The following is a 21093-nucleotide window of genomic DNA, read 5'->3' on the forward strand; positions in this document are numbered from 1 at the left end:
CCGGCCCACAACACCGGAAACGCCCCCACAACACCCACACCAGCCGGCACCGCCGCCTGCCACACCCCAACACCCAACGCCGACACCGACGCCTGCGGATTATGATCATCAATCCCCTGCCACCGCGACGGCGGCAACACGATCACCCGCGCCTTCCCGATGACATTCTCCACCGGGACCGTCCCCTGCGCGTCATCCTCCATATGCGCCCGCGAATCCGCCGAGAAGTTCCTGTTGTCCCCCATCACCCACAACCGACCAGGCGGAACAGTCACCGGACCAAACGCCTCCACGTTCTCCGGCCCCGTCCCCTCCTCCCAGTGCACATAGGGCTCATCCAACAACTTCCCGTCAACCCTGACCCGCTTCGCCTCCGGATCCCACTCCACCGTCTGGCCACCCACCGCGATGACCCGCTTCACGAAGTCCCGCTCATCCGGCTGACCCACACCCAACGCCGAACCCACATCCTGCAACCACCGCACCACAGGATTCGACGACCGAGACCCCGCCACCTCCACGTTCCGACCCCACGAATCCGGCCCCTTGAACACCACCACATCACCAGGAGCCGGATCCGAGAACCGGTACGTCACCTTGTCCACCAACACCCGATCATTGGTGCACCCCCCACACCCGTGCAACGTCGTCTCCATCGACTGCGACGGAATCACGTACACCCGAGCCAGAAACGTCTGGATCAGGAACGTCAACACCAACGCGGTCAGCACCAACAACGGGAACTCCCGCCAGAAGGAACCCTTCCGCTTCGTCCGCCGCCCCCCAGACGACGACCCGGACCCACCAGAATCCGGAGACCCACCAGGGTCCCCTCCGGCACGGTCCGGGTCGTCCTGAGGCGCTGTCGAAGGCACTACGTCGGCCACGTGAGCCAGGCTACGTCAATGATCGGGGGACGGCCTCAGGAGGCCGGGGTCTCCCGACGCTCCTTGATCTTGGCGGCCTTGCCGCGCAGGTTGCGCAGGTAGTACAGCTTGGCCCGGCGGACGTCGCCGCGCGTCGCGACCTCGATCTTGGCCAGGTTCGGCGAGTGCACCGGGAAGGTCCGCTCCACGCCCACGCCGAAGGAGACCTTGCGCACGGTGAAGGTCTCACGGAGACCGCCACCGTGGCGGCGGATCACCACGCCCTGGAAGACCTGCACCCGCTCGCGCGAGCCCTCGATGACGCGGACGTGGACCTTCAGAGTGTCGCCCGGGCGGAAGTCGGGGATGTCGGAACGCAGCGACTTGGCGTCCAGAGCGTCCAGGGTGTTCATCGGAAGTCCGTCCTCGTCGGTTCGCGTTAACTCGTGCCCCGCCAGGTAGCCGCGCGAGAGCCCGGCTGGCGGGGGTGGCTTGTGGCGCACGCCGGCACCTCGCCGGCTGCGGCAACCGGTCCAGTGTGCCAGACGGCCTGCGCCTTCAGGAAATCGACCCCTGTTCGGGGGCGGGTTCCCCCTGGTCGGACCGCAGTCGATCGAGCATGGCGCGGTCGTGCCGGTCCAGGGCGTCCTCCGGCAGCGCGGCCAGCAGGTCCGGCCGCCGGTGGAACGTGCGCTCCAGCGCGCGGTCGCGCCGCCACCGCGCGATCGCCGCGTGGTTGCCGGAACGCAGCACGTCGGGCACCGCGAGGTCGCGCCAGACCTCGGGGCGGGTGTAGCAGGGGCCCTCCAGCAGGCCGTCGGAGAACGAGTCCTCCTGGGCCGAGGCCGGGTTGCCGAGCACCCCGGGCAGCAGACGGGCCACGGCCTCGACCATCACCAGCACGGCCACCTCGCCGCCGACCAGCACGTAGTCGCCGATGGACACCTCGTCCACGGGCATGCGGGAGGCGTAGTGGTCCAGCACGCGCTGGTCGATGCCCTCGTAGCGGCCGCAGGCGAAGACCAGCCACGGCTCCGCCGCGTACTCCCTGGCCATCTCCTGGGTGAACGGTCGTCCCCCGGGAGTGGGCACCACGAGCCGCGGCGGGGTGGGTCCGGCGCACACCTCGTCCAGCGCCTCACCCCACACCTGGGGCTTCATCACCATGCCGGGGCCGCCCCCGTAGGGGCTGTCGTCGACCGCCTTGTGCACGTCGTGCGTCCAGTTCCGCAGGTCGTGCACGTCGAGCTGGAGCAGGCCGCGGTCGATGGCCTTGCCCAGCAACGCCGCGCGCAGCGGGGCCAGGTACTCGGGGAAGATCGTGACGACGTCGATGCGCAACGCTTCAGGCCTCATCCAGCAGGCCGGGGGGCGGGGTCAGCACGAGGCGCCCTCCGGCGACGTCGACCTCGGGCACGATCTCGCCGACGAACGGCACGAGGATCTCGCGGCCGTCCGGGGCGGCGAGCACCAGCAGCTCGCCGGCGGGGCCGTGCACGACCTCGGTGACCCGCCCGACCGTCGTCCCGTCCTCCAGCTCGGCGACCAGGCCCTCCAGCTCGTGGTCGTAGAACTCGTCGGGGTCCTCCGTCGGCGGGAGCGCCGCGGTGTCGACGGTGAGCAGGGCGCCGCGCATCGCCTCGGCGGCGTCCCTGCCCGTCACGCCCTCGAAACGCACCAGCAGCCGCCCGGCGTGGGGCCGGGCGGCTGCCACGGTGACCGTGCGGGACGTGCCGTCGCGCAGGTGCGCGCCGAGGGCCGAGCCGACCGCGAACCGCTCCTCGGGGGAGTCGGTGCGCACGTCGACGACGAGTTCACCTCGGATGCCGTGCGCCTTGGCGACACGGCCGACAACGACGTCCATGGGTCCCAGAACCATCGGTGCGGTGGATCAGCGGTCGGTGTCGACCACGTCCACGCGCACACCGCGACCGCCGATGCCGGCCATCACGGTGCGCAGCGCGGTCGCGGTGCGCCCACCACGGCCGATCACCTTGCCGAGGTCGTCGGGGTGCACGTGCACCTCCAGCGTGCGGCCGCGGCGGGTCGTGACGAGGTTGACCCGGACCTCGTCCGGGTTGTCGACGATGCCCCGGACCAGGTGCTCCAGTGCGTCCGCGAGGACGGTCACGCCTCGCCGCCCTCAGCCTTCTCGGCGGCCTCGGCCTCGGCGCCCTCGGCCTTGTCGGCCTTCTTGCCACCCTTCTTCTTCGGGGTGGTGGCCTCGACGACGGGCTCCTCGCCCGCGGCGGCCAGGGCCGCCTCGAACAGGGCCTTCTTGTCGGGCTTCGGCTCGGCCTTCTTCAGCGCGCCCTCCGGCACCGGCAGGCCCTTGAACTTCTGCCAGTCGCCGGTGATCTCCAGGAGGCGCTGCACCGGCTCGGTCGGCTGCGCGCCGACGCCCAGCCAGTACTGGGCGCGCTCCGAGTCGACCTCGATGAGGCTCGGCTCGTCCTTCGGGTGGTACTTGCCGATCGTCTCGATGGCCTTGCCGTTACGGCGGGTGCGGGCGTCGGCGACGACGATGCGGTAGTACGGCTGACGGATCTTGCCAAGCCGCATGAGCTTGATCTTGACGGCCACGGTGCGGAGTGCTCCTAGCTCTCGTGTGCTCACGGGTGAGCGCCCGTGGCCCGTGTGGGGCAACGGGTCCGAGCGCTCGGACGTTTGCGTCCACGGCGCGGCGAGAGGGACCGGCCGAGGCAGACAGCTAGCCATTCTGCCAGATGGAACCGGGGCACGGAAAACGCGGCCGGCTCAGGCGGCGGCGAACGGCCGCAACAGCACTCCCGCGGAGATCAACGCCTCCCGCACCGCTTCCGCGTGCGCGACCGCGCCCGGTGTGTCGCCGTGCACGCAGAGCGACCGGGCTGGCGTGGTGAGGACCGTGCCGTCGACGGCGACGATCTCGCCGCGCTCGGCCAGGCGGAGGGCCCGCTCGACGATGGGCGCGGTCTCGGTGAGCAACGCCCCTGGCGCGCCACGGGGCACGAGGGTCCCCTCGGGGGTGTACCCGCGGTCGGCGAAGGCCTCGGGGACGGCGAGCAGCCCGGCGTCCTCGGCGGCGGCGAGCAGGCGGGAGCCGGGCAGGCCGAGCACCGGGAGGTCGCCGAACGCGCGGACCCCGGCGACGACGGCGGACGCCTGTCCCTCGTGCCACACGGCGGCGTTGTAGAGGGCGCCGTGCGGCTTGACGTAGCTGACCGTGACTCCGGCGGCGCGGGCGCACGCCTCCAGCGCGCCGATCTGGTACAGCACCTCGTCGGCGAGTTCCCCGGGGTCGACGTCGACGAAGCGGCGCCCGAAGCCGGCCAGGTCGCGGTAGGAGACCTGGGCGCCCACCGCGACGCCGCGCCGCGCGGCGGCCTCGCAGACGCGGCGCATGGTGGTGGGGTCGCCGGCGTGGAACCCGCAGGCGACATTGGCTGAGGTGACGACGGCGAGCAACGCCTCGTCGTCGCCGAGCCGCCACACGCCGAAGCCCTCGCCGAGGTCGCTGTTGAGGTCGAGCAGGGGCTCGCCGCGCTCGGGGCCGCTCACCCCGGCATCACCCCGGAGACGGTGAGCAGGACGCCCACGGCGGCCAGGAAGTTGTTCACCTGGTGGGCGATGATCGCGGCGGGCAGGCCGCCGGTGAGCAGCCGGGCCAGGCCGATCGGGATGGCGATCACCAGGAGCAGCGGGGTGCGGGACGGTTCGAGGTGGCCGACCGCGAACACCGCGGTGGACAGCACGAACACGCTCCAGCGGCTCCATCTCAGCCGCTCCATCGCGCCCCACAGCAACCCGCGGTAGATGATCTCCTCGCAGATCGGGGCGACCAGCCAGACGTGCAGGAACACCACGACGGCCAGCGCGGGCGAGAGCCGGATGTCGGACAGCAGCGACCCGACGGCCGAGTTGGCGTTGTCCTCGCCGACCCACCACGCCCACAGCCGGGCGGCGACGAGCGTGGGGACCAGCCCGATGACGCCGATGGCCAGGCCGAGGCGGACCTCGGGCCAGCTCCAGCGCAGCCGGAGGTCCCGCCACGGCCCGTTGCCCCGCACGACCGTGATGACGACCGCGGTGGCCGCGGCGAGGACGGTCGGCACGACCAGCGCGACGACGATGCCGACCGCGGACAGCCGCTGCTCGTCGCCCGCCGGCCGGAACGGGATGACCACGAACACCGACGTGACCAGGAACACGGCCTGGACCAGCAGGAACGCGCCGAACCCCCAGCGGTGGCGCGGCGGGTCGCCGCTGCCGGGCAGGTTCTCGACACCCGGGGCCAACGTCCGCAGCAGCCGGGAGCGCAGGGCGGGCCGCGGCGGGGGCTCGGGTGTCTGCGGTGCGTGCACGGGCGCCTCCGAACGGTCAGGGACGGTGCCGGTCCGGCATCGCTGCCCTCGCAGCCCTGGTGTCCTCCAGCCGGTTGAGCCTATCCGCAGGTGAGCGGCCCCGATCGGATCATCAACCGAGCGGGACCACCCCTGGGCCGCCGGGCGGGGACGGGGGTGCGGCGACGGCGTGTCGGCCGTGGTCCTTCCCCTGATCCTGCGCACGGGACCGGTCGCCCGTCCACCAGCCGGAAGGTCGGTCGCTCGCGCCGGTTCGGCGGCGCTCCGCTCGTGCTTCACACCTTCCGGTTACCCGGACAACCCGGACCGTCACTCCGAGGCGCGCGGTTCAGCGCACGACGCGACCGCGCAGCACGATCCGGGCGGGCTCGCGCAGCACCTTCAGGTCGTCGCGGGGGTCGGTGTCGTAGACGACGAAGTCGGCGGGGTCGCCGTCGTCGAGGGTGGGCCAGCCCAGCCAGCGGCGGGCCGCCCAGGACGCGGCGCCGATCGCCTGTTCGGCGCTCATGCCCACCTCGCGCAGCGCGAGGATCTCGTCGACGATGCGGCCGTGCTTGATGCCGCCGCCCGCGTCGGTGCCGGCGTAGACCGGGACGCCGGCCTCCACCGCCCTGCCGATGGTGTCGCGGACCCGGGCGTGCAGGTCGCGCATGTGCGCGGCGTAGGTGGGGAACCGGTCGGCGGAGTCGGCGATCGAGGGGAAGTTCTCGATGTTGATCAGCGTGGGCACCAGGGCGGTGCCGCGGCTGGCCATCTCCGCGATGGTGTCGTCGGTCAGGCCGGTGCCGTGTTCGATGCAGTCGATCCCCGCGGCGAGCAGGCCCGGCAGCGCGTCCTCGCCGAAGACGTGCGCGGTGACCCTGGCCCCCGCCTCGTGGGCGACCCGCACCGCCTCGGCCAGGACGTCGTCCGGCCACAGCGGCGCGAGGTCGGCGGCGGGGCCCTGGGTCCGGTCGATCCAGTCGCCGACGAGCTTCACCCAGCCGTCGCCCTGGGCGGCCTGCTCGGCCACGGCGGCGGGCAGGAGCGCCGGGTCCTCCAGGTCGACGCCGAGGTAGCGGATGTAGCGGCGGGGGCGGGCGATGTGGCGGCCCGCGCGGATGATCCGGGGCAGGTCGAGCCGCTCCTGGAGCGGGCGGGTGTCGAGGGGCGAGCCGCAGTCGCGGATCAGCAGCACGCCGCTGTCGCGGTCGGCGATCGCCTGCTCCTCCGCCTCGGCGAGGTCGACCGGCCCCGAGGGCCCGACGCCGACGTGGCAGTGCGCGTCGACCAGGCCCGGCACGAGGTAGCCCCGGTCGGAGACGGTCGTCGCGTCGGGCGCCGGTCGGGTGCGGACCCGGCCGTTGACCACCCACAGGTCCCGCTCCCGCCCGTCGGGCAGGACCACTCCGCGGAAGTGCAGCGCCATCAGTGGCTCACTTCTTGCCGAAGTTCAGCTTGGACGGGTCGAAGCCGGCCGGGAGCTGGTCGAGGCCGGACAGGCCCGGCGGCAGCTCGTTGAGGCCGGCGGGCAGGTGGGACAGGTCGGGCATCCCGCCGGGCAGGCCGGGCAGGCCGCCGCGCAGCTTGGGCGGGGTGGGCCCGCGGCCCTTCTTGCCCTTCTTCCCCTTCTTGCCCTTGGCCTTGCGGCCCCCGGCGCCGGGCAGGCCGAAGCGGCCGGCCATCTGGGCCATCATCTTGCGGGCGTCGAAGAACCGGTTGACCAGGTCGTTGACCTCGCTGACGGCGACGCCGGAGCCGCGGGCGATGCGCTGCCGGCGCGAGGCGTTGATGATCTTGGGGTCCTGGCGCTCGGCGGGGGTCATGCCGCGGATGATCGCCTGCACGCGGTCGAGGTGCCGCTCGTCGACCTGGGCCAGGGCGTCCTTCATCTGGCCGGCGCCGGGCAGCATGCCGAGCAGGTTGGCGATCGGCCCCATCCGCCGGACCGCCAGCATCTGCTCCAGGAAGTCCTCCAGGGTCAGCTCGCCGGAGCCGATCTTGGCGGCGGTCTGCTCGGCCTGCTGGGCGTCGAAGACCTGCTCGGCCTGCTCGATGAGGGTGAGCACGTCGCCCATGCCGAGGATCCGGCTGGCCATCCGGTCCGGGTGGAAGACGTCGAAGTCCTCCAGCTTCTCGCCGTTGGAGGCGAACAGGATCGGCTGGCCGGTGACCTGGCGCACGCTCAGCGCGGCGCCGCCGCGCGCGTCGCCGTCGAGCTTGGTGAGGACGACGCCGGTGAAGCCGACGCCGTCGCGGAACGCCTCGGCCGTGGTGACGGCGTCCTGGCCGATCATCGCGTCGACGACGAACAGGGTCTCGTCGGGCCGGACCGCGTCCCGGATGTCGGCGGCCTGGCGCATCATCTCCTCGTCGACGCCCAGCCGGCCGGCGGTGTCGATGACGACCACGTCGTGCTGGGCGTGCCGGGCCTGCTCGACGCCGCGCCGGGCCACGTCGACCGGGTCGCCCACGCCGTTGCCGCGCTCCGGGGCGAACACCGGGACGCCGGCGCGCTCGCCGACCACCTCGAGCTGGGTGACGGCGTTGGGGCGCTGGAGGTCGCAGGCGACCAGCAGCGGGGTGTGGCCCTGGGCGCGCAGCCAGCGGGCGAGCTTGCCGGCCAGCGTGGTCTTGCCGGCGCCCTGGAGGCCGGCGAGCATGATCACGGTGGGCGGGGTCTTGGCCAGGTTGAGCCGCCGGGTCTCGCCGCCGAGGACGCCGACCAGCTCCTCGTTGACGATCTTGACGACCTGCTGCGCCGGGTTGAGCGCCTGCGAGACCTCCGCGCCCTTGGCCCGCTCCTTGACGTGGGCGATGAAGCCGCGCACCACGGGCAGCGCGACGTCGGCCTCGAGCAGGGCGATGCGGATCTCGCGGCAGGTGGCGTCGATGTCGGCCTCGGAGAGCCTGCCCTTGCCGCGCAGGTTCTTCAGGACCGAGGTGAGCCGATCGGAGAGGGTGTCGAACACGGGCCGCCAGACCTCACTGCGTCGTCGATGCCGGGCGCGTGCCGCCGGAGTGCGGACACGCAACTCCCGAGGGTAGCTGGCGAACTCACCGGGAGGTGACGGCCAGGTGGAGGCCACCGGCCGCCTGGCCCCGCGTGAGCACCGTCGCGACGCTCCAGCCGAGGGGCGGGCGGCCGTCGCGCAGCGCCCTCCTGAGGCGGACGGCGCGCCGGACGTGGCGGTCGAAGGAGCGGGCCGGGATGACGCGGCCCCGCTCGCGCTGGCCGGCCATGGCCTCCCACGGGTCGACGTCGAGCCACAGCAGCCGGCGGGGCCGGCGGGTCAGCGCGCCGAGCAGGGCGAGGCCCAGCCGTGTGCTGGCCCGCGTCGCGGGTTCGTGCACGACGAGCGGACCGCTCCCGACCAGGGCGTACGCGGCGATCCGCAGCCGGTGGAGCAGGTGGACCAGCGGCCGGTACCAGGCGTAGGGCAGGGCGTCGGGGAAGGCGGCGCGGAGCGCCCCGCGCACCTGGTCGGAGTCCAGGACGTGGACGTCGTGCCGGCCGCCGGGGCGCAGCCGGTTCAGCAGCGTGCTCTTGCCCGCCCCCGGCAGGCCGGCGACCACGAGCAGGTCACGACGGCCGACGAGCAGGGTGAGCGGCGGCCCCTGGGCGGCGGGGCGGTGGGCGGAACTCGCGACTGGGCTCATGGTCGGTCAACGCGCCACCCCCGGCCGTCCGTTCCGCCCGGAAAGGGCGAATCAGGGAATCTCAGGGTGCGGACAGGGCCGGCTCGGGGATGACCCCGACGCCGGGGGCCGGGGCGGGGCGCCGCCGGTAGGCCAGCACCAGCGCCACGGCCAACGCGACGACGGCCACGAGCACGAAGGCGTCGCCGGGGATGTGCTGCGCCAGCGTCCACTGGCGTTCGCGTTCGGACTCACGGGGCAGGAACCAGTGCGGCCCGGTGAGGAAGACCGCGGCGACCACGATCGGCGCCCACAGTCGGACGGGCCGGGCCGCGGCCCAGTAGCCGAGCGCGAGGGTGAACGGCACCGCGTACACCCAGTGGTGGGACCACGACACCGGGGAGATCAGCAGGGCCGCGGCGGCCACGGCGAACCAGCCGACGACCTCGCCGTGCTCGTCGTCACGGGTGCGGTGCGCCAGGAGGGCCGCGACCACGACGGCGGCGGCCGCCAGCGCCACCCACAGGAGCTTGCCGGTCGAGCCCGGCAGGTCGAACCGCTCGATGGCGCCGCGCAGCGACTGGTTGCCGGCGTAGGCGAGGCCGCCGACCCGGCTGGGGTCCAGGACCGCGCGGAACCAGAAGTCGGCGGAGTTGCCGGGGGTCACGGCCCAGGCCAGGCCGGTGCAGACGAGGAAGCTCGCGCCCCCGACGACGACCGGGCGCCACTGGCGGCGCGCGGCGAAGTACAGCAGGAACCCGGCGGGGGTGAGCTTGATCGCGGCAGCGACGCCGATCAGCGCGCCCCTGGGCCAGCGCGGGTTCCTGGCCAGGCAGTCGACCGCGACCAGGCCCATGAGCAGCAGGTTGATCTGCCCGAACTCGAAGGTCTCGCGCAGCGGCTCGGCGAAGGCGCCGACGAGGGTGGCGCCGGCCGCGGCCAGCGCGGCGCGCCAGGGGTCGAGGTCGAACCGGCGCGCGACCATCAGACAGGCGCCGAACATCGCGGCCATGCCGATCAGCGTGAGCAGGGTCGCGCCGACGGCCAGCGGCGGCGCGAAGAGCACGGCGAGGGCGAACAACGCGAACGGGGGGTACGTGAACGGCAGGTTGATGGCGGAGGTGTGGATGCTCGCCTGGTAGACGTCCTGCCCGGCCAGCCACACCTCGACGCCGCCCCGGTAGACCTGCGCGTCGATCAGCGGCGCCCGCAGGGCGAGGGTCAGCGCCGCCGCGACGGCGCCGGCGAGCAGGACGCACACCCCCCACCGGGCGCGCGCGGACGGCCCGTTCCGTACCTCGGTCCCCACGATCCGTGTCCCCTCGAAGTCCCCACCTGGTGGTGGCGGGCGCACGAGCCCGCGCAGCCGTCTCAGGCCTACTCAGGCCTCACTCTCAGGCCCTACCAGGGAGTGACTTCTATCAGGGCACGGACGTTGCCTGCGAGTCGCTCACGACACAGAAAAACCGCACGCTGACCCACTGTTCGCCCCTTCGGCGGGAGCCTGAACGGGTTGGTGCGGCGGCGAATGGTGGCATCCGCGGCGGAATTCGGGAGATCGGCGCCTCGGCCGGTGGGGAGGGGGAAATCACCTGTGACGTCGCCTGCGGAACCGGCGGAGAACGGGCGACCCTGGCGCGACGGAAGATCGTCGCCAACGCGCGACGCGCCGGGTTCGTGGTCCGAGCCCGGGGCGGCCCGACCCCTCGTACGGGCCGCCCCGGTCGCTCGTGATGTGACGGGCTCGCCGCGTGGCCCGCACCGCCCCACCCCCAGCACCGGGCGGTCCCCCTGGCCGTCTCGCGTCCCCTCACCGCGTCACGGGACACAGCTTGCCGGCCGCGCCTTCACCTGATCAGCGGGAACACCCTCGAATGAAACTGGGTAGATCTACTCATTCCGCCCTGGGGACGACGCTGGGCAACGCGCCCGGCGGGGGGCGTCCGTCGCCGGGAGGCCTGGACCGACGGACCCGAAGGCGTGGGGAACTAGTAGCACCTCTCCGCCAGTCGAGTGACAACTTTCGACGAACTGCCCGCTCGGCGCGGGGTCAGCGCGGGGACAGCGCGTCGGCGTGGTACTGGCATCCGGCGTTCCACAGCAGGAACGAGTCGATGTTGTTGTCCTTGGCGGCGCGGATCTGCGCGGACACCTCCTCCGGGCCGTAGGTGTGGCCGAGGGAGAAGTCCTGCAACCAGGGGATGATGCGCACGCCGGTGTTCTCCACCTGCTTGTTGAAGTCCGCGAGGGACCGTTGCGTGATCTCGTAGGGCTGGGCGTTGGGGTTGTCCACGCCGTACTCGCCGGGCCCCCAGTGCGAGGGGTAGGTCATCGGCGCGATGTAGTCGGCGTGGCGGGCCATCGCCGGGATGTCCTGCGCGATCTCCTTGGGCCGGGTCGCGGCCACGCCGAAGACCGAGGCGCCCAGGATCGCGCCGTGCGGGCGCAGCTCGCGCTGGGTCTCGGCGAGGAAGCTGGCGATGCTCTCCTCCGGCGTCCCGTTGAGGCCGGGCACGCTCATCTCCTCCAGCGGCCCGTCCGGCCGGCGCACGTAGTCGTAGAGGATGTCGTCGAACCCGAACTTGGCCGCCTCGACGGCGAGGTCGATGTTGTACTGGCGCACCTCCCTGTTGGCGTAGTTCGTGAACGACGCCTCCCCGTAGTGCGCGCTCCACGGCGACCCGCTGGTGTTCTGGACGAGCCAGTCGGACCGGCCGTTCTTCCACGCCCACGAACCCAGCGTGGGGTCGCGGAAGGCGACGATCCGGCCGACGACCCGCAGGCCCATCCCGTGTAGCTCCTCGACGACCTTCCTCGGGTCGTAGTGGTCGCGGGTGGCGCCGATCTCCCTGGCCAGCGGCACCTCGGACAGGTAGCCGACGTCGCCGGCCTCGTCCTTGATGTCCAGCTCGACGGTGTCGATCCGCTTCTCCCTGGCCATCTGGAGCACCGGGTCGCGCAGGTCCGCCGACGCCCACGCGCCCGAGCTGACGTGCACCCCGCGCATCCCGGGGTGGACCACCCGCACGGGCACCTCGTGGCGGGAGGTGTTGCCGGCGGCGTCGGTCGCGACGACCTCGGCGGCCGCGGTGGGCCCGCTCAGCCTGGCGGTGAACCGGCCGTCGCCGTCCAGCGGCACCTGCTGGCCCTGCACGGTGACGGCGGTGGCGCCCCTGGTCTGCCCGCTGACCGTCGGCGCCTGCCTGGGCGAGGGGACCTCCAGCCGGTCCGGCAGGGTGAGCTCCGGCGGCGTGGTGTCGACCACGAACCGCCTGCGGCGCTCCTCGCCGGAGATCACGAAGCCGCCGGGCGTCCGCGCGGTCAGCTCGTAGCTGCCCTCGGGCAGCCCGGCGAGCTTGACGACCAGGACGTCGCCCCTGCGCTCGGTCTCGACCGGCTGGTTGTTCAGCCGGACCTGCACCCGGTCCAGCTCGCTGGGGCGGGCCACGCCGATGGTGACGGTGTTCGCGGCGAGCGTGTCCCTGCCGACGACGGCGGCGTCCCCGAGCCCGGTGATGGTCAGCATCGACCACGTCGACCGGGCGAGCACCGTGCCGGTCGCGGCGAACGACGCGATGGTCACGCCCACCGCCACGAGCATGAGGAAGCGGTCGCGGTCGGACCGCCGGTGGGCGGTGAGCACGCGGGGGCGCGGGGGCTCACCCTCCTCGCCGGCGCGCGGTTCGACCGAGGACGAGCGGTTGAGGAGCCGCGGGAGGCCGAGGCGGAGGCGACGCCGACCCTTTCCGTCCAATGTGGACACTCCAGACGGCGGGCTGGACCCGTCGTCCTGGCCGTTCCCCCGCCACGACTCCTGGTCGGGCGCGGGCAGGGGGACGGGGGCCTCGCCGAACACCGAGCGGGGCGGGGTGCTCTCCGGCTCCTCCGCCACGAGGGGGTCCATGCCGAACGGCGCGGCCTCTCCCGACGGAGGGGAGGCCGGCGCGGGCGGTTGGTCCGTCCCGGCCCCGACGGCCCCGGCGACCCCCACGAGCGGGCCGGACGCCGGCGAGACGACCGGGATCGGGTCCGTCGGCGGGTCGGCGCTCCCCCGACCGGCCCACGGCCCCCGCCCCGGCACGGGAACGGGCGTGGGCGCCGGCGCGGACGCGGAGGCCGCGGCGAACACCGGAGCCGACGCCGGCCGCGCGGCGTCCCGACCGGGCCACGGGCCCGCGGCGGGCGCCGGAGCGACCCCGACCGGGGCCGGCCGCGGGAACGCGGGGCCGGGTTCCTCCCCCGCGAGCGGGTCGGGAACGGGGCCGCGGCCGAACGCCGGGGGCGTCGGCGGCCGCCCCTGGTCCAGTCCCTCCCACGGGTCGGGTGCGGGTGGCCCGCCGAGCGTGGACGGCTCCGGTCGCGGATCATGGTTCCCGTCCGCCCGCGAACGCCGACCGAATGCGCGGAGCCCGCGGAGCACTGGTCGTCTCATGGCGTCACCTCCAGTCGGTGCGCACTGCGGTTCGACCCTTCGGCGGTTGATTGAAGGTTCCCTGGATGCTAGGAGCGATCAGGCACGCGCGCTGGGTGACAATCCACCTTCTCAGCGACGTCCGCGCCCCGGCGGGGTCCGCGACCGGCCCCTACGGTCGAGCGCATGGGACATCAGCCTCGCGGCTCGCTCCCCCGCCGCACCGCCCTGTCGGCCGGCTTCGCGCTGCTGGCGGCGGTCGGGTGCGGGACGACGGGCGAGCCGGTCACCGTGGAGGTTCCGGCGACCGGAGCCAGCACCGCCGTCTCGGCCACCGGCGTCGCGGCGCCGGCGGACCCGGCCAGCGTGCGCGCCAACGAACTCGGCATGGTGCCGGTGCTCATGTACCACCAGATCACCGACCAGCCGAGCAGCGTCTACGACCGCACTCCCGAGGACTTCCGCGCCGAGTTGGAGCGGTTGGCGCGTGAGGACTACGTGCCGGTGCGCACGATCGACTACGCCACCGGCCGGATGGACGTGCCCGCCGGCAAGCACCCGGTCGTGCTCACCTTCGACGACAGCACCGCGAGCCAGCTCGCGTTGGACGAGCAGGGGAACCCGGCGCCGAACACGGCCGTGGGCATCCTGCTCGACGTCGCGCGCGCCCACCCCGAGTTCCGGCCCGTCGCGAGCTTCTACGTCAACAGCGCCCCGTTCAACGACCCTGGCGGCCAACGCACGTTGACGTGGCTGCACGAGCACGGCTTCGAGGTCGGCAACCACACCGCGACCCACGCCAACCTGGGCGGCGCCGGCGCGGACGAGGTGCAGCGGGAGATCGCGGACGTGCAGCAGGAGATCCAGCGGGCCGTGCCCGGCATCGAGGTGGTGACGCTGGCGTTGCCGTTCGGCGCGATGCCGGAGCCGCACGAGCTCGCCGTGCGCGGGTCCTCGGGCGAGGCCCGGTACGAGCACCGGGCGGTGCTGCTGGTCGGGTCCAACCCGGCGCCGTCGCCGTTCGCGAAGGACTTCGACCCCGCGCGGGTGCCGCGCATCCGGTCGCAGGGCAAGGACGGCGAGGAGGCGCAGTTCGGGTCGACGGTGTGGCTGGACAAGCTCGCCTCCGGCGAGGTGCCCCGCTACACCTCCGACGGCGACCCCGACCACGTGTCGTTCCCGAGGAACACCGAGGCGAAGCTGGCCCCGGAGCACGAGTCGCGGGCGCGCCCGTACTGATCCCACCGCTGACCGCCATCGCGCGCCGCCGAACACCGTGGTCTGGCCGGGCGGGCTGGGCTCGGTGCGGGTCCGGGTGACCGGGCCTCAGCCGAGGGCGGCCAGCACCGCCCGCTCGATCCGCGCGCGGTCGGCCGCCGGGAACCGGGGATTTGAGCACCGCGAATCCGCCGAGGCCGGGCCGAGGCAGAAGGCGTCGATCGCGGTCGGGCCGTAGGTCGAGGCCCGCGCCCACCGCACGTCGACGCCGCAGGTCTCCAGCGCCGCCGCCACGTGGTGCAGCAGCCCGATCCGGTCCGCCGCGCGGAGTTCGAGCACGACCGCGCCGCTGGCCTCGTCGTCGAACCACCGCAGGCGGGGCGGCGGCGGGTCCTCGGGCGGTCCGCCGTAGTCCCGTTCCTTCGCGGCCAGTCGCTCGGCCAGCGGCAACGTCCCCTCCAACGCCCGGTTGAGCTGCTCCCGCAGCAACGAGACCTCGGGCAGGGAGCCGAAGCGGGGCGAGACGGTGAAGACGTCCACCGCGACGTCGGCGTGGCCGCGGAGTTCGGCGGCGTGCACCTGGAGCGAGTTGAGGGCGAGCACGCCGGCTGCCCTCGACAGCAGCCCCGGGCGGTCCGGGGCCACGACGGTGACGGTCGCGAGGCCGCCGTCCGCGCTGAGCAGCACGTCGGGTCGGCGGCCCTCGGCGACGGCCTCGGCCAACGCGCGTCGCTCGGCGTCCAACGGCTCCGGCCGGGGCAGCGCGCCCTCGGTCATCGCCGCGCGGCAGTGCCCGACGAGGTCGGCGACCAGGGCGGCCTTCCACGTGGACCACACCCCGGGGCCGGTGGCCAGCGCGTCGGCCTCGGCCAGCGCGTGGAGCAGCTCCAGCAGCACCGGGTCCCCGCCGAGGGTGTCGACCACGCGGCGGACGGTCGCGGGATCGGTGACGTCGCGGCGGGTGGCGGTGTGCGGCAGCAGGAGGTGGTGCTGGACGGCGGCGACGAGCACGTCCACGTCGGACGGCCACAGCCCGATCCGGTCCCCGACCTGCCTGGCCAGCGCCGCGCCGACGGTGGAGTGGTCCCCGTCCCTGCCCTTGCCGACGTCGTGCAGCAGGGCGGCCAGCAGCAACAGGTCGGGCCGGGACACGGTGGTGGCCAGCCGGGCGGCCTCCACCACGGTCCGCACGAGGTGGCGGTCGACGGTCCAGGTGTGGGCCGCGTCCCTCGGCGGCAGGTCCCGCACCGCTCCCCACTCGGGGAACAGCCGGCCCCAGAGGCCGGTGCGGTCCAACGCCTCCACCACGTCGACCAGGCCCGGACCGGAGCCCAGCAGGGCGAGCAGTTCCTGCCTGGCCTCGCGGGGCCAGGGGCGGCGCAGCTCCGGCGCGGTGTCGGCGAGCCGGGCGAGGGTGCCGGCGGCGATCGGGGCGCGGACCCTCGCCGCCGCCGCGGCGACCCGCAGCAGCAGGGCCGCGTCCCGCCCCGGCAGGGCCTCCCTGGCCAGGGCCACCTCGGCGGTGGGGAACGGCGCCGGGCGGCCGGGGCGCGGCTCGCCGACGAACCCGTGCAACACCACGCCGTCGTCGAGTGGCCGCCGGGGTGGCGCGCCGCCCCGGACGCCGCGGGTCCACACGGCCCGTCCCAGCGCGCCGAGGCGGCGGCGGGGCACCCAGGAGTGCGCCGCGCGCAACGCCACGTCCACGGCGTACGCGACGGTCCTCCCCGCCGACGACAGCGCCCTGGCCAGGTCGAACCGGTCGGTCATGCCCAGCGCCGCCGCCACCTCGTCGCCGTCCTGGGCCCGGAGGACGTCCCTGGCCCTGCCGGACGCGCGGTGCAGCTCGGTGCGCACGTCCAGCAGGAGCTCCCTGGCCCTGAGGACCTCCTCGCCCGGCCGGTCGACGAGCTGGGCGGCGGCGAGGGCGTCGAGCAGGGTGAGGTCGCGCAGGCCGCCCCGACCGTTCTTCAGGTCGGGCTCGACCCGGTGGGCCACCTCCCCGCAGCGCGCCCACCGCTGGGTGGCGGCCTCGGTCAGCTCCCCCACCCGGTCCCGGACGCCGGAGCGCCAAACCCTCCGGGCCGCCTGGACCAGGGTCTCGCCCACCACCCGGTCACCGGCCAGGTAACGGGCCTCCACCAGCGCCATGGCGACCCTCGGGTCCCTGCCCGCGACGCGCAGCGCCTCGTCGACGGTGCGAACGGAGTGGTCCAGCCCGATCCCGGCGTCCCACAGCGGGTACCAGAGCCGGTCGGCGACCTCGGCGACGTCGCGTCGCCCCGCGTGCACCAGGACCAGGTCGAGGTCGGAGTGGGGCGCCAGCTCGCGCCGCGCCAGCGCGCCCACGGTCACCAGCGCGACGCCCGCGCCGACCACCCCGGCGGCGGCCGCGTGCCCGGCCAGCCAGAAGTCGTGGAGGTCGGTCAGCGCGGTCCGCAGGCTGGCCGCGTCCAGCCGGCGCTGGCGCGGGGCGGGTGCGAGCAGGGCGGCCCGCGCCAGCGCCAGGTCCTCGGCGCCGTGCCGGACGCCGGGTTCCGGTGGCCGTTCCCGGTGCGGGGTCACAGCGCGTCGCTGCCGCGTTCACCGGTGCGGACGCGCACCAGGGTCTCGACCGGCGTCACCCACACCTTCCCGTCGCCGATCTTGCCGGTACGGGCGCTCCGCACGATCGCGTCCACGACCTTGTCGGCCGTGTCGTCGTCGACCACCACCTCGATCCGGATCTTGGGCACGAAGTCGACCTCGTACTCGGCGCCGCGGTAGACCTCGGTGTGGCCCTTCTGCCTGCCGTAGCCCTGGACCTCGCTGACGGTCATGCCGAGCACGCCGAGCAGTTCCAGCTCGGTCCGCACGTCGTCGAGGACGAACGGCTTGACGATGGCGGTGACGAGCCTCATGCCTTGCTCCTCTCCAGGGCCGCGCCCGGGCCACCCGCGGCCGCGCTGGTCGTGGTCGGTGGGGCCGTCCTGCCGTGACCCGGCGCGGTGACGGAGCGCCCGGCGGAGCGGATGCCCCCGAAGTCGTACGCGGTCTCCGCGTGCTCGGCCTCGTCGATGCCGCCGATCTCGGCCTCGCGGCTCACCCGGAACCCGAGGACCGCCCTGACCAGCAGCGCCAGCACCAGGCTGAGCGCGAACGAGTAGGCCAGCACCGCCAGCGCGCCGACCGCCTGCCGCCAGAGCTGGTCGAGGCCGCCCCCGGAGAACAGTCCGTTGACCTTGGCCGGGGCGGTGTCCGAGGCGACCAGGCCGATCAGCAAGGTGCCGGTGAGTCCGCCGACCAGGTGCACGCCCACGACGTCGAGCGAGTCGTCGAAACCCCACCGGTACTTCAGGCTGACCGCCAGCGCGCAGAGCGCGCCCGAGACGCCGCCGACGACCACCGCGCCGACCGGGGTGACGGAGTGACAGGCCGGGGTGATGGCGACCAGGCCGGCGACGACCCCGGAGGCGGCGCCCAGCGTGGTGGCGTGGCCGTCCCGGAGCCGCTCGACGAGCAGCCAGGTCAACAGCGCGGCGCAGGCGGCGACGAAGGTGTTGACGAAGGCGACGCCCGCCGTGGCGTTGGCGGCCAGCGCGGACCCGGCGTTGAACCCGAACCAGCCGAACCACAGCAGGCCGGCGCCCAGCACGACCAGCGGCAGGTTGTGCGGCTTCATCGGCTCCCTCGGCCAGCCGACGCGGCGGCCGAGCACCAGCGCCAGCGCCAGACCGGCCGCGCCGGCGTTGACGTGCACCGCGGTCCCGCCGGCGAAGTCGACGGCCAGCAACCGGTTGGCGATCCAGCCGCCCGGGTCGACGACGGCCCCGGAGGCGTCCTTGCCGTCGAAGTCGAACACCCAGTGCGCCACCGGGAAGTACACGAACACCGCCCACAGCGCGGCGAAGGCCAGCCAGGGGCCGAACCGGGCCCGGTCGGCCACCGCGCCGGAGACCAGCGCCACGGTGATGACGGCGAACATCGCCTGGAAGGCGACGAACGCGGTGGTGGGCACCGACCCGGACAGCGTGTCCGGTCCGAGCAGCCCGGCGAGGCCGGCGAACTCGGTCGGGCTGCCGAGGAACCCGCCGCCGACGTCGCGGCCGAAGGCGAGCGAGTAGCCGAACAGCACCCACAGCACACCGACCACGGCCATGCCGCCGATGCTCATCATGAGCATGTTCAGCACGCTCTTCGCGCGGACCATGCCCCCGTAGAAGAAGGCCAGGCCCGGGGTCATGAGCAGCACCAGTGCGGCGCTGGTCAACACCCAGGCGGTGTCTCCGGTGTTCATAGGCTGCCCTCCGTGCTCGCCGTGCCGGCTGGCACGCAAGCTTCCGAGGGCGGTGTTTCGCCGGCGGACCCGCGACGTTTCCCGCCGGTGAACTCCCTGACCCGCGGTGTTACGCGCTGGTTGCCAAAACCTCACACCGCCGGCGGCGTGGTCGGCGTTGGTCGGCGGGGACGCCCGCGACGCTCAGCGGAGGGTGGGACGGAAGGACCGGCGGTAGGTCCTCGGCGAGGTGCCGACGAGCCGGGTGAAGTGGTGGCGGAGGGTGGCCGGCGCGCCGAACCCGGCCTCCTCGGCGACCCGGTCGACCGGGAGGTCGGTCGTCTCCAGCAACTGCTGCGCGCGGCGCACCCTGGCCCGCAGCAGCCAGCGCAGCGGCGTGGTGCCGGTCTGCTCCCGGAAGCGCCGGCTCAGGCTCCGCACGCTCGTGCCGGCGTGCCGGGCGATGTCCCCGAGGGTCAGCGGCTCCCGCAGGTGGGTCTCCAGCCACATCAGGGTGGGTTGGAGGGAGGCTCCGGGGTCGGCGGGGTCCTCGTGCCGCACGAACTGCGCCTGGCCGCCCTCGCGCTGGGGCGGCACCACGATGGTCCTGGCCACCTCGGCGGCCAGCGCCGCGCCGTGGTCCCGGCGGAGCATGTGCAGGCACAGGTCGAGCCCGGCGGCCACGCCGGCGGAGGTCAGCACGTCGCCCTCGTCGACGAACAACACCGACGGGTCGACGTCGACGGCGGGGTGGCGGCGGGCCAGCTCGGACGCGTACCTCCAGTGCGTCGTCGCGCGCCGCCCGTCCAGCAGGCCGGTCCTGGCGAGGTCGAAGGCGCCCGTGCAGATGGAGGCGAGCCGGGCGCCTCGTTCGGCGGCCCTCGTGATCGTGTGGAGCACCGCCGGGGGCGGGTCGTCGCGGAAGCCCGAGCGGGCCGGCACGACGAGCGTGTCGGCCTCCTCCGCCGCGGCGTCGAGGTCCCAGGGCGCGCGCAGGGAGAGGTGGCCGGCTGCTGTGTCCACAGTGGAGCCCCGCTCGGCGCAGACGCGGACCTCGTAGACGTCCTCACCGGCCACCATCGCCGCCGTGCCGAAGACGAGCACGGGGACGGTCAGCTCGAACCCGAGCACGCCGTCCACGGCGAGCACCGCCACCACCGACATGGCCGGATATTAGCGAACATCGTCGTTCTGGCCACTGGCACCGCCGGCTTCGTGATCACAGGATCTCCGGGAGCCCCGGAGGAAGGAGAACGGAGTGCGCGATCCGTACGAGACGTTCGACCTACCGAGGACCGACGTCGCCCGCGCGGCGTTCCGGTTCGCGCAGGAGACCGAGGCGCCCTACCTGTTCCACCCCAGCGTGCGCAGCTACCTGTTCGGACGGGAGCTGGGCCGGCTGCGCGGACTGGACGTCGACGAGGAGCTGCTGTTCCTCGGCTGCGTGCTGCACGACCTCGGGCTGACCGGGGCGGGCGAGGGCGACCAGCGGTTCGAGGTCGACGGCGCCGACCTGGCCGCCGACCTGGTGCGGGAGCACGGGGTGCCGGAGGAGCGGGTCGAGGTCGTCTGGGACGCGATCGCCCTGCACACCAGCCCGGGGATCCCGTCGAGGAAGCGCCCCGAGATCGCGCTCGTGCAGGCGGGCAGCGGCGCCGACGTCCTCGGGATGGACGCCGACGCGCTCCCTCGGGACCTCGTGGCGCGGGCGCACGAGGCGTTCCCCCGCCTCGACCTGGGGCGGGCGATCACGGACGACGTCGTGCGCCAGGCGTGTCGGCGGCCGGGGAAGGCTCCGGCGCTGAGCTTCGCCGCCGTGCTGCTGGCCGAGCGGGGACTCAGCGGGGACCGGCCGACCTGGGATCAGATGATCGCCGCCGTGCGCTGGGGCGACTGACCGGCGGTCCGCCGCGGCACGAAGATCGCGATGGACGGCCCACGCCAGACGGGCGGGTGGTCGCCGTCAGCCGACGTGAAGGGCACGACCTCGGACGACCACGACCGTGGCGATCAGCGTGACCAGCGCCGGCGCAGATCACGGCCGGCGTGCGGAGAACCACGCCGCCGCTGCCACGCGGGCGCCATGGCGGAGGCCACCCGGCGGAGGCCACCCGGCGGAGGCCCCGAACACCGAAAACACGGTTCACCCTGACCTCCTCCTGAGCAGCGGGTTCGCGTTCCCCCATTCGGCTACGGCGCGTCGCATGTCGTCGAATGGCGAGCGGAGCCCTGGCCGCGTAACCCCCGGCTGTTGCCCCGCATCGGGGTCCAGCTCCAGGCGTCCTCATTCTTCGACAAGCTGACCGCCCGGGAGCAGTTGGAGACCTTCGCCGCGCTCTACGGCGTCTCGCGCGGCGACGCCGCCGACATGCTCGACGTGGT

General features: G+C 73.9%; 19 protein-coding genes and 1 pseudogene. 3 read left to right on the top strand and 17 right to left on the bottom strand.

The annotated features are described in order from the left end of the window. The 13 genes from lepB to LX15_RS30760 form a co-directional block, all read right to left on the bottom strand. Nucleotides 1-887, bottom strand: an 887-nt coding sequence (lepB, locus tag LX15_RS30700; protein ID WP_253671506.1) for a signal peptidase I, incomplete at its 3' end; no start/stop codon positions are given. Nucleotides 888-922: 35 nt separating this feature from the next. Continuing rightward, a complete protein-coding gene (rplS, locus tag LX15_RS30705; protein WP_253674561.1) occupies nucleotides 923-1279 on the bottom strand; it encodes a 50S ribosomal protein L19 in 357 nt (118 codons plus the stop codon). 145 nt (nucleotides 1280-1424) lie between these two features. Then, nucleotides 1425-2207 (bottom strand): tRNA (guanosine(37)-N1)-methyltransferase TrmD, encoded by a 783-nt coding sequence (gene trmD, locus LX15_RS30710; protein WP_253674562.1) that lies wholly within the window; start codon nucleotides 2205-2207, stop codon nucleotides 1425-1427. Between the two features lie 4 nt (nucleotides 2208-2211). Further along, nucleotides 2212-2730 (bottom strand): ribosome maturation factor RimM, encoded by a 519-nt coding sequence (gene rimM, locus LX15_RS30715; protein ID WP_253674563.1) that lies wholly within the window; start codon nucleotides 2728-2730, stop codon nucleotides 2212-2214. Between the two features lie 27 nt (nucleotides 2731-2757). Further along, entirely contained in the window at nucleotides 2758-2997 is a 240-nt protein-coding gene (locus LX15_RS30720; protein WP_073485546.1) for an RNA-binding protein, read from the bottom strand. Then, complete coding sequence (gene rpsP / locus LX15_RS30725) at nucleotides 2994-3449, bottom strand: 30S ribosomal protein S16 (protein ID WP_253674564.1); 456 nt, start codon at nucleotides 3447-3449, stop codon at nucleotides 2994-2996. Before rpsP ends, LX15_RS30720 begins: the two co-directional genes overlap by 4 nt. A 174-nt stretch (nucleotides 3450-3623) precedes the next feature. After that, nucleotides 3624-4406, bottom strand: a complete 783-nt coding sequence (locus tag LX15_RS30730) for a LamB/YcsF family protein (RefSeq protein WP_253674565.1) — start codon at nucleotides 4404-4406, stop codon at nucleotides 3624-3626. Continuing rightward, on the bottom strand, nucleotides 4403-5209 hold the full coding sequence (locus LX15_RS30735; protein WP_372502825.1) for a CPBP family intramembrane glutamic endopeptidase: 807 nt from the start codon (nucleotides 5207-5209) through the stop codon (nucleotides 4403-4405). The genes LX15_RS30730 and LX15_RS30735 overlap by 4 nt, the downstream gene beginning before the upstream one ends. A gap of 328 nt (nucleotides 5210-5537) precedes the next feature. Continuing rightward, nucleotides 5538-6620 carry an amidohydrolase family protein gene (locus tag LX15_RS30740; RefSeq protein ID WP_253674580.1) on the bottom strand — a complete coding sequence of 361 codons (1083 nt, stop codon included), beginning with the start codon at nucleotides 6618-6620 and terminating at the stop codon, nucleotides 5538-5540. 4 nt (nucleotides 6621-6624) lie between these two features. Then, nucleotides 6625-8160, bottom strand: a complete 1536-nt coding sequence (ffh, locus tag LX15_RS30745) for a signal recognition particle protein (protein WP_253674566.1) — start codon at nucleotides 8158-8160, stop codon at nucleotides 6625-6627. An 85-nt stretch (nucleotides 8161-8245) separates the two neighbouring features. Then, nucleotides 8246-8848, bottom strand: a complete 603-nt coding sequence (locus LX15_RS30750) for an AAA family ATPase (RefSeq protein ID WP_253674567.1) — start codon at nucleotides 8846-8848, stop codon at nucleotides 8246-8248. Between the two features lie 61 nt (nucleotides 8849-8909). After that, on the bottom strand, nucleotides 8910-10136 hold the full coding sequence (locus LX15_RS30755; protein ID WP_253674568.1) for a glycosyltransferase 87 family protein: 1227 nt from the start codon (nucleotides 10134-10136) through the stop codon (nucleotides 8910-8912). 741 nt (nucleotides 10137-10877) lie between these two features. Continuing rightward, a complete protein-coding gene (locus LX15_RS30760) occupies nucleotides 10878-13259 on the bottom strand; it encodes a putative glycoside hydrolase (RefSeq protein ID WP_308213544.1) in 2382 nt (793 codons plus the stop codon). A gap of 165 nt (nucleotides 13260-13424) precedes the next feature. Here LX15_RS30760 and LX15_RS30765 point away from each other — a divergent pair, with 165 nt between their 5' ends. After that, a complete protein-coding gene (locus LX15_RS30765) occupies nucleotides 13425-14477 on the top strand; it encodes a polysaccharide deacetylase family protein (protein ID WP_253674569.1) in 1053 nt (350 codons plus the stop codon). Between the two features lie 87 nt (nucleotides 14478-14564). Here the strand turns inward: LX15_RS30765 and LX15_RS30770 are convergent, their stop codons facing one another. From LX15_RS30770 to LX15_RS30785, 4 genes are all read right to left on the bottom strand, one after another. Next, nucleotides 14565-17021 (bottom strand): [protein-PII] uridylyltransferase, encoded by a 2457-nt coding sequence (locus tag LX15_RS30770; protein WP_253674571.1) that lies wholly within the window; start codon nucleotides 17019-17021, stop codon nucleotides 14565-14567. After that, nucleotides 17018-17356, bottom strand: coding sequence for a P-II family nitrogen regulator (locus tag LX15_RS30775; protein WP_253674573.1), 339 nt, complete (start codon nucleotides 17354-17356; stop codon nucleotides 17018-17020). The genes LX15_RS30770 and LX15_RS30775 overlap by 4 nt, the downstream gene beginning before the upstream one ends. Further along, on the bottom strand, nucleotides 17353-18732 hold the full coding sequence (locus LX15_RS30780; protein WP_253674575.1) for an ammonium transporter: 1380 nt from the start codon (nucleotides 18730-18732) through the stop codon (nucleotides 17353-17355). Before LX15_RS30780 ends, LX15_RS30775 begins: the two co-directional genes overlap by 4 nt. A 183-nt stretch (nucleotides 18733-18915) precedes the next feature. Then, nucleotides 18916-19875 carry a GlxA family transcriptional regulator gene (locus LX15_RS30785; protein ID WP_253674577.1) on the bottom strand — a complete coding sequence of 320 codons (960 nt, stop codon included), beginning with the start codon at nucleotides 19873-19875 and terminating at the stop codon, nucleotides 18916-18918. A gap of 94 nt (nucleotides 19876-19969) precedes the next feature. On the opposite strand from LX15_RS30785, the gene LX15_RS30790 reads away from it, so the two are divergent. After that, nucleotides 19970-20608 carry an HD domain-containing protein gene (locus LX15_RS30790; protein ID WP_253674578.1) on the top strand — a complete coding sequence of 213 codons (639 nt, stop codon included), beginning with the start codon at nucleotides 19970-19972 and terminating at the stop codon, nucleotides 20606-20608. 330 nt (nucleotides 20609-20938) lie between these two features. Further along, nucleotides 20939-21093, top strand: a pseudogene (locus tag LX15_RS30795) (ABC transporter ATP-binding protein); the annotation flags it as partial.

This window comes from Streptoalloteichus tenebrarius (genome assembly GCF_024171885.1).
GTDB classification, from domain to species: domain Bacteria; phylum Actinomycetota; class Actinomycetes; order Mycobacteriales; family Pseudonocardiaceae; genus Streptoalloteichus; species Streptoalloteichus tenebrarius.

What these genes read in the sequence shown, in the direction of transcription:
- LX15_RS30760 (WP_308213544.1), bottom strand. Translation starts at nt 13,259, where the DNA reads ATGAGACGACCAGTGCTCCGCGGGCTCCGCGCATTCGGTCGGCGTTCG.
- LX15_RS30750 (WP_253674567.1), bottom strand. Translation starts at nt 8,848, where the DNA reads ATGAGCCCAGTCGCGAGTTCCGCCCACCGCCCCGCCGCCCAGGGGCCG.
- LX15_RS30785 (WP_253674577.1), bottom strand. Translation starts at nt 19,875, where the DNA reads ATGTCGGTGGTGGCGGTGCTCGCCGTGGACGGCGTGCTCGGGTTCGAG.
- LX15_RS30780 (WP_253674575.1), bottom strand. Translation starts at nt 18,732, where the DNA reads ATGAACACCGGAGACACCGCCTGGGTGTTGACCAGCGCCGCACTGGTG.
- rimM (WP_253674563.1), bottom strand. Translation starts at nt 2,730, where the DNA reads ATGGACGTCGTTGTCGGCCGTGTCGCCAAGGCGCACGGCATCCGAGGT.
- LX15_RS30775 (WP_253674573.1), bottom strand. Translation starts at nt 17,356, where the DNA reads ATGAGGCTCGTCACCGCCATCGTCAAGCCGTTCGTCCTCGACGACGTG.
- rplS (WP_253674561.1), bottom strand. Translation starts at nt 1,279, where the DNA reads ATGAACACCCTGGACGCTCTGGACGCCAAGTCGCTGCGTTCCGACATC.
- LX15_RS30765 (WP_253674569.1), top strand. Translation starts at nt 13,425, where the DNA reads ATGGGACATCAGCCTCGCGGCTCGCTCCCCCGCCGCACCGCCCTGTCG.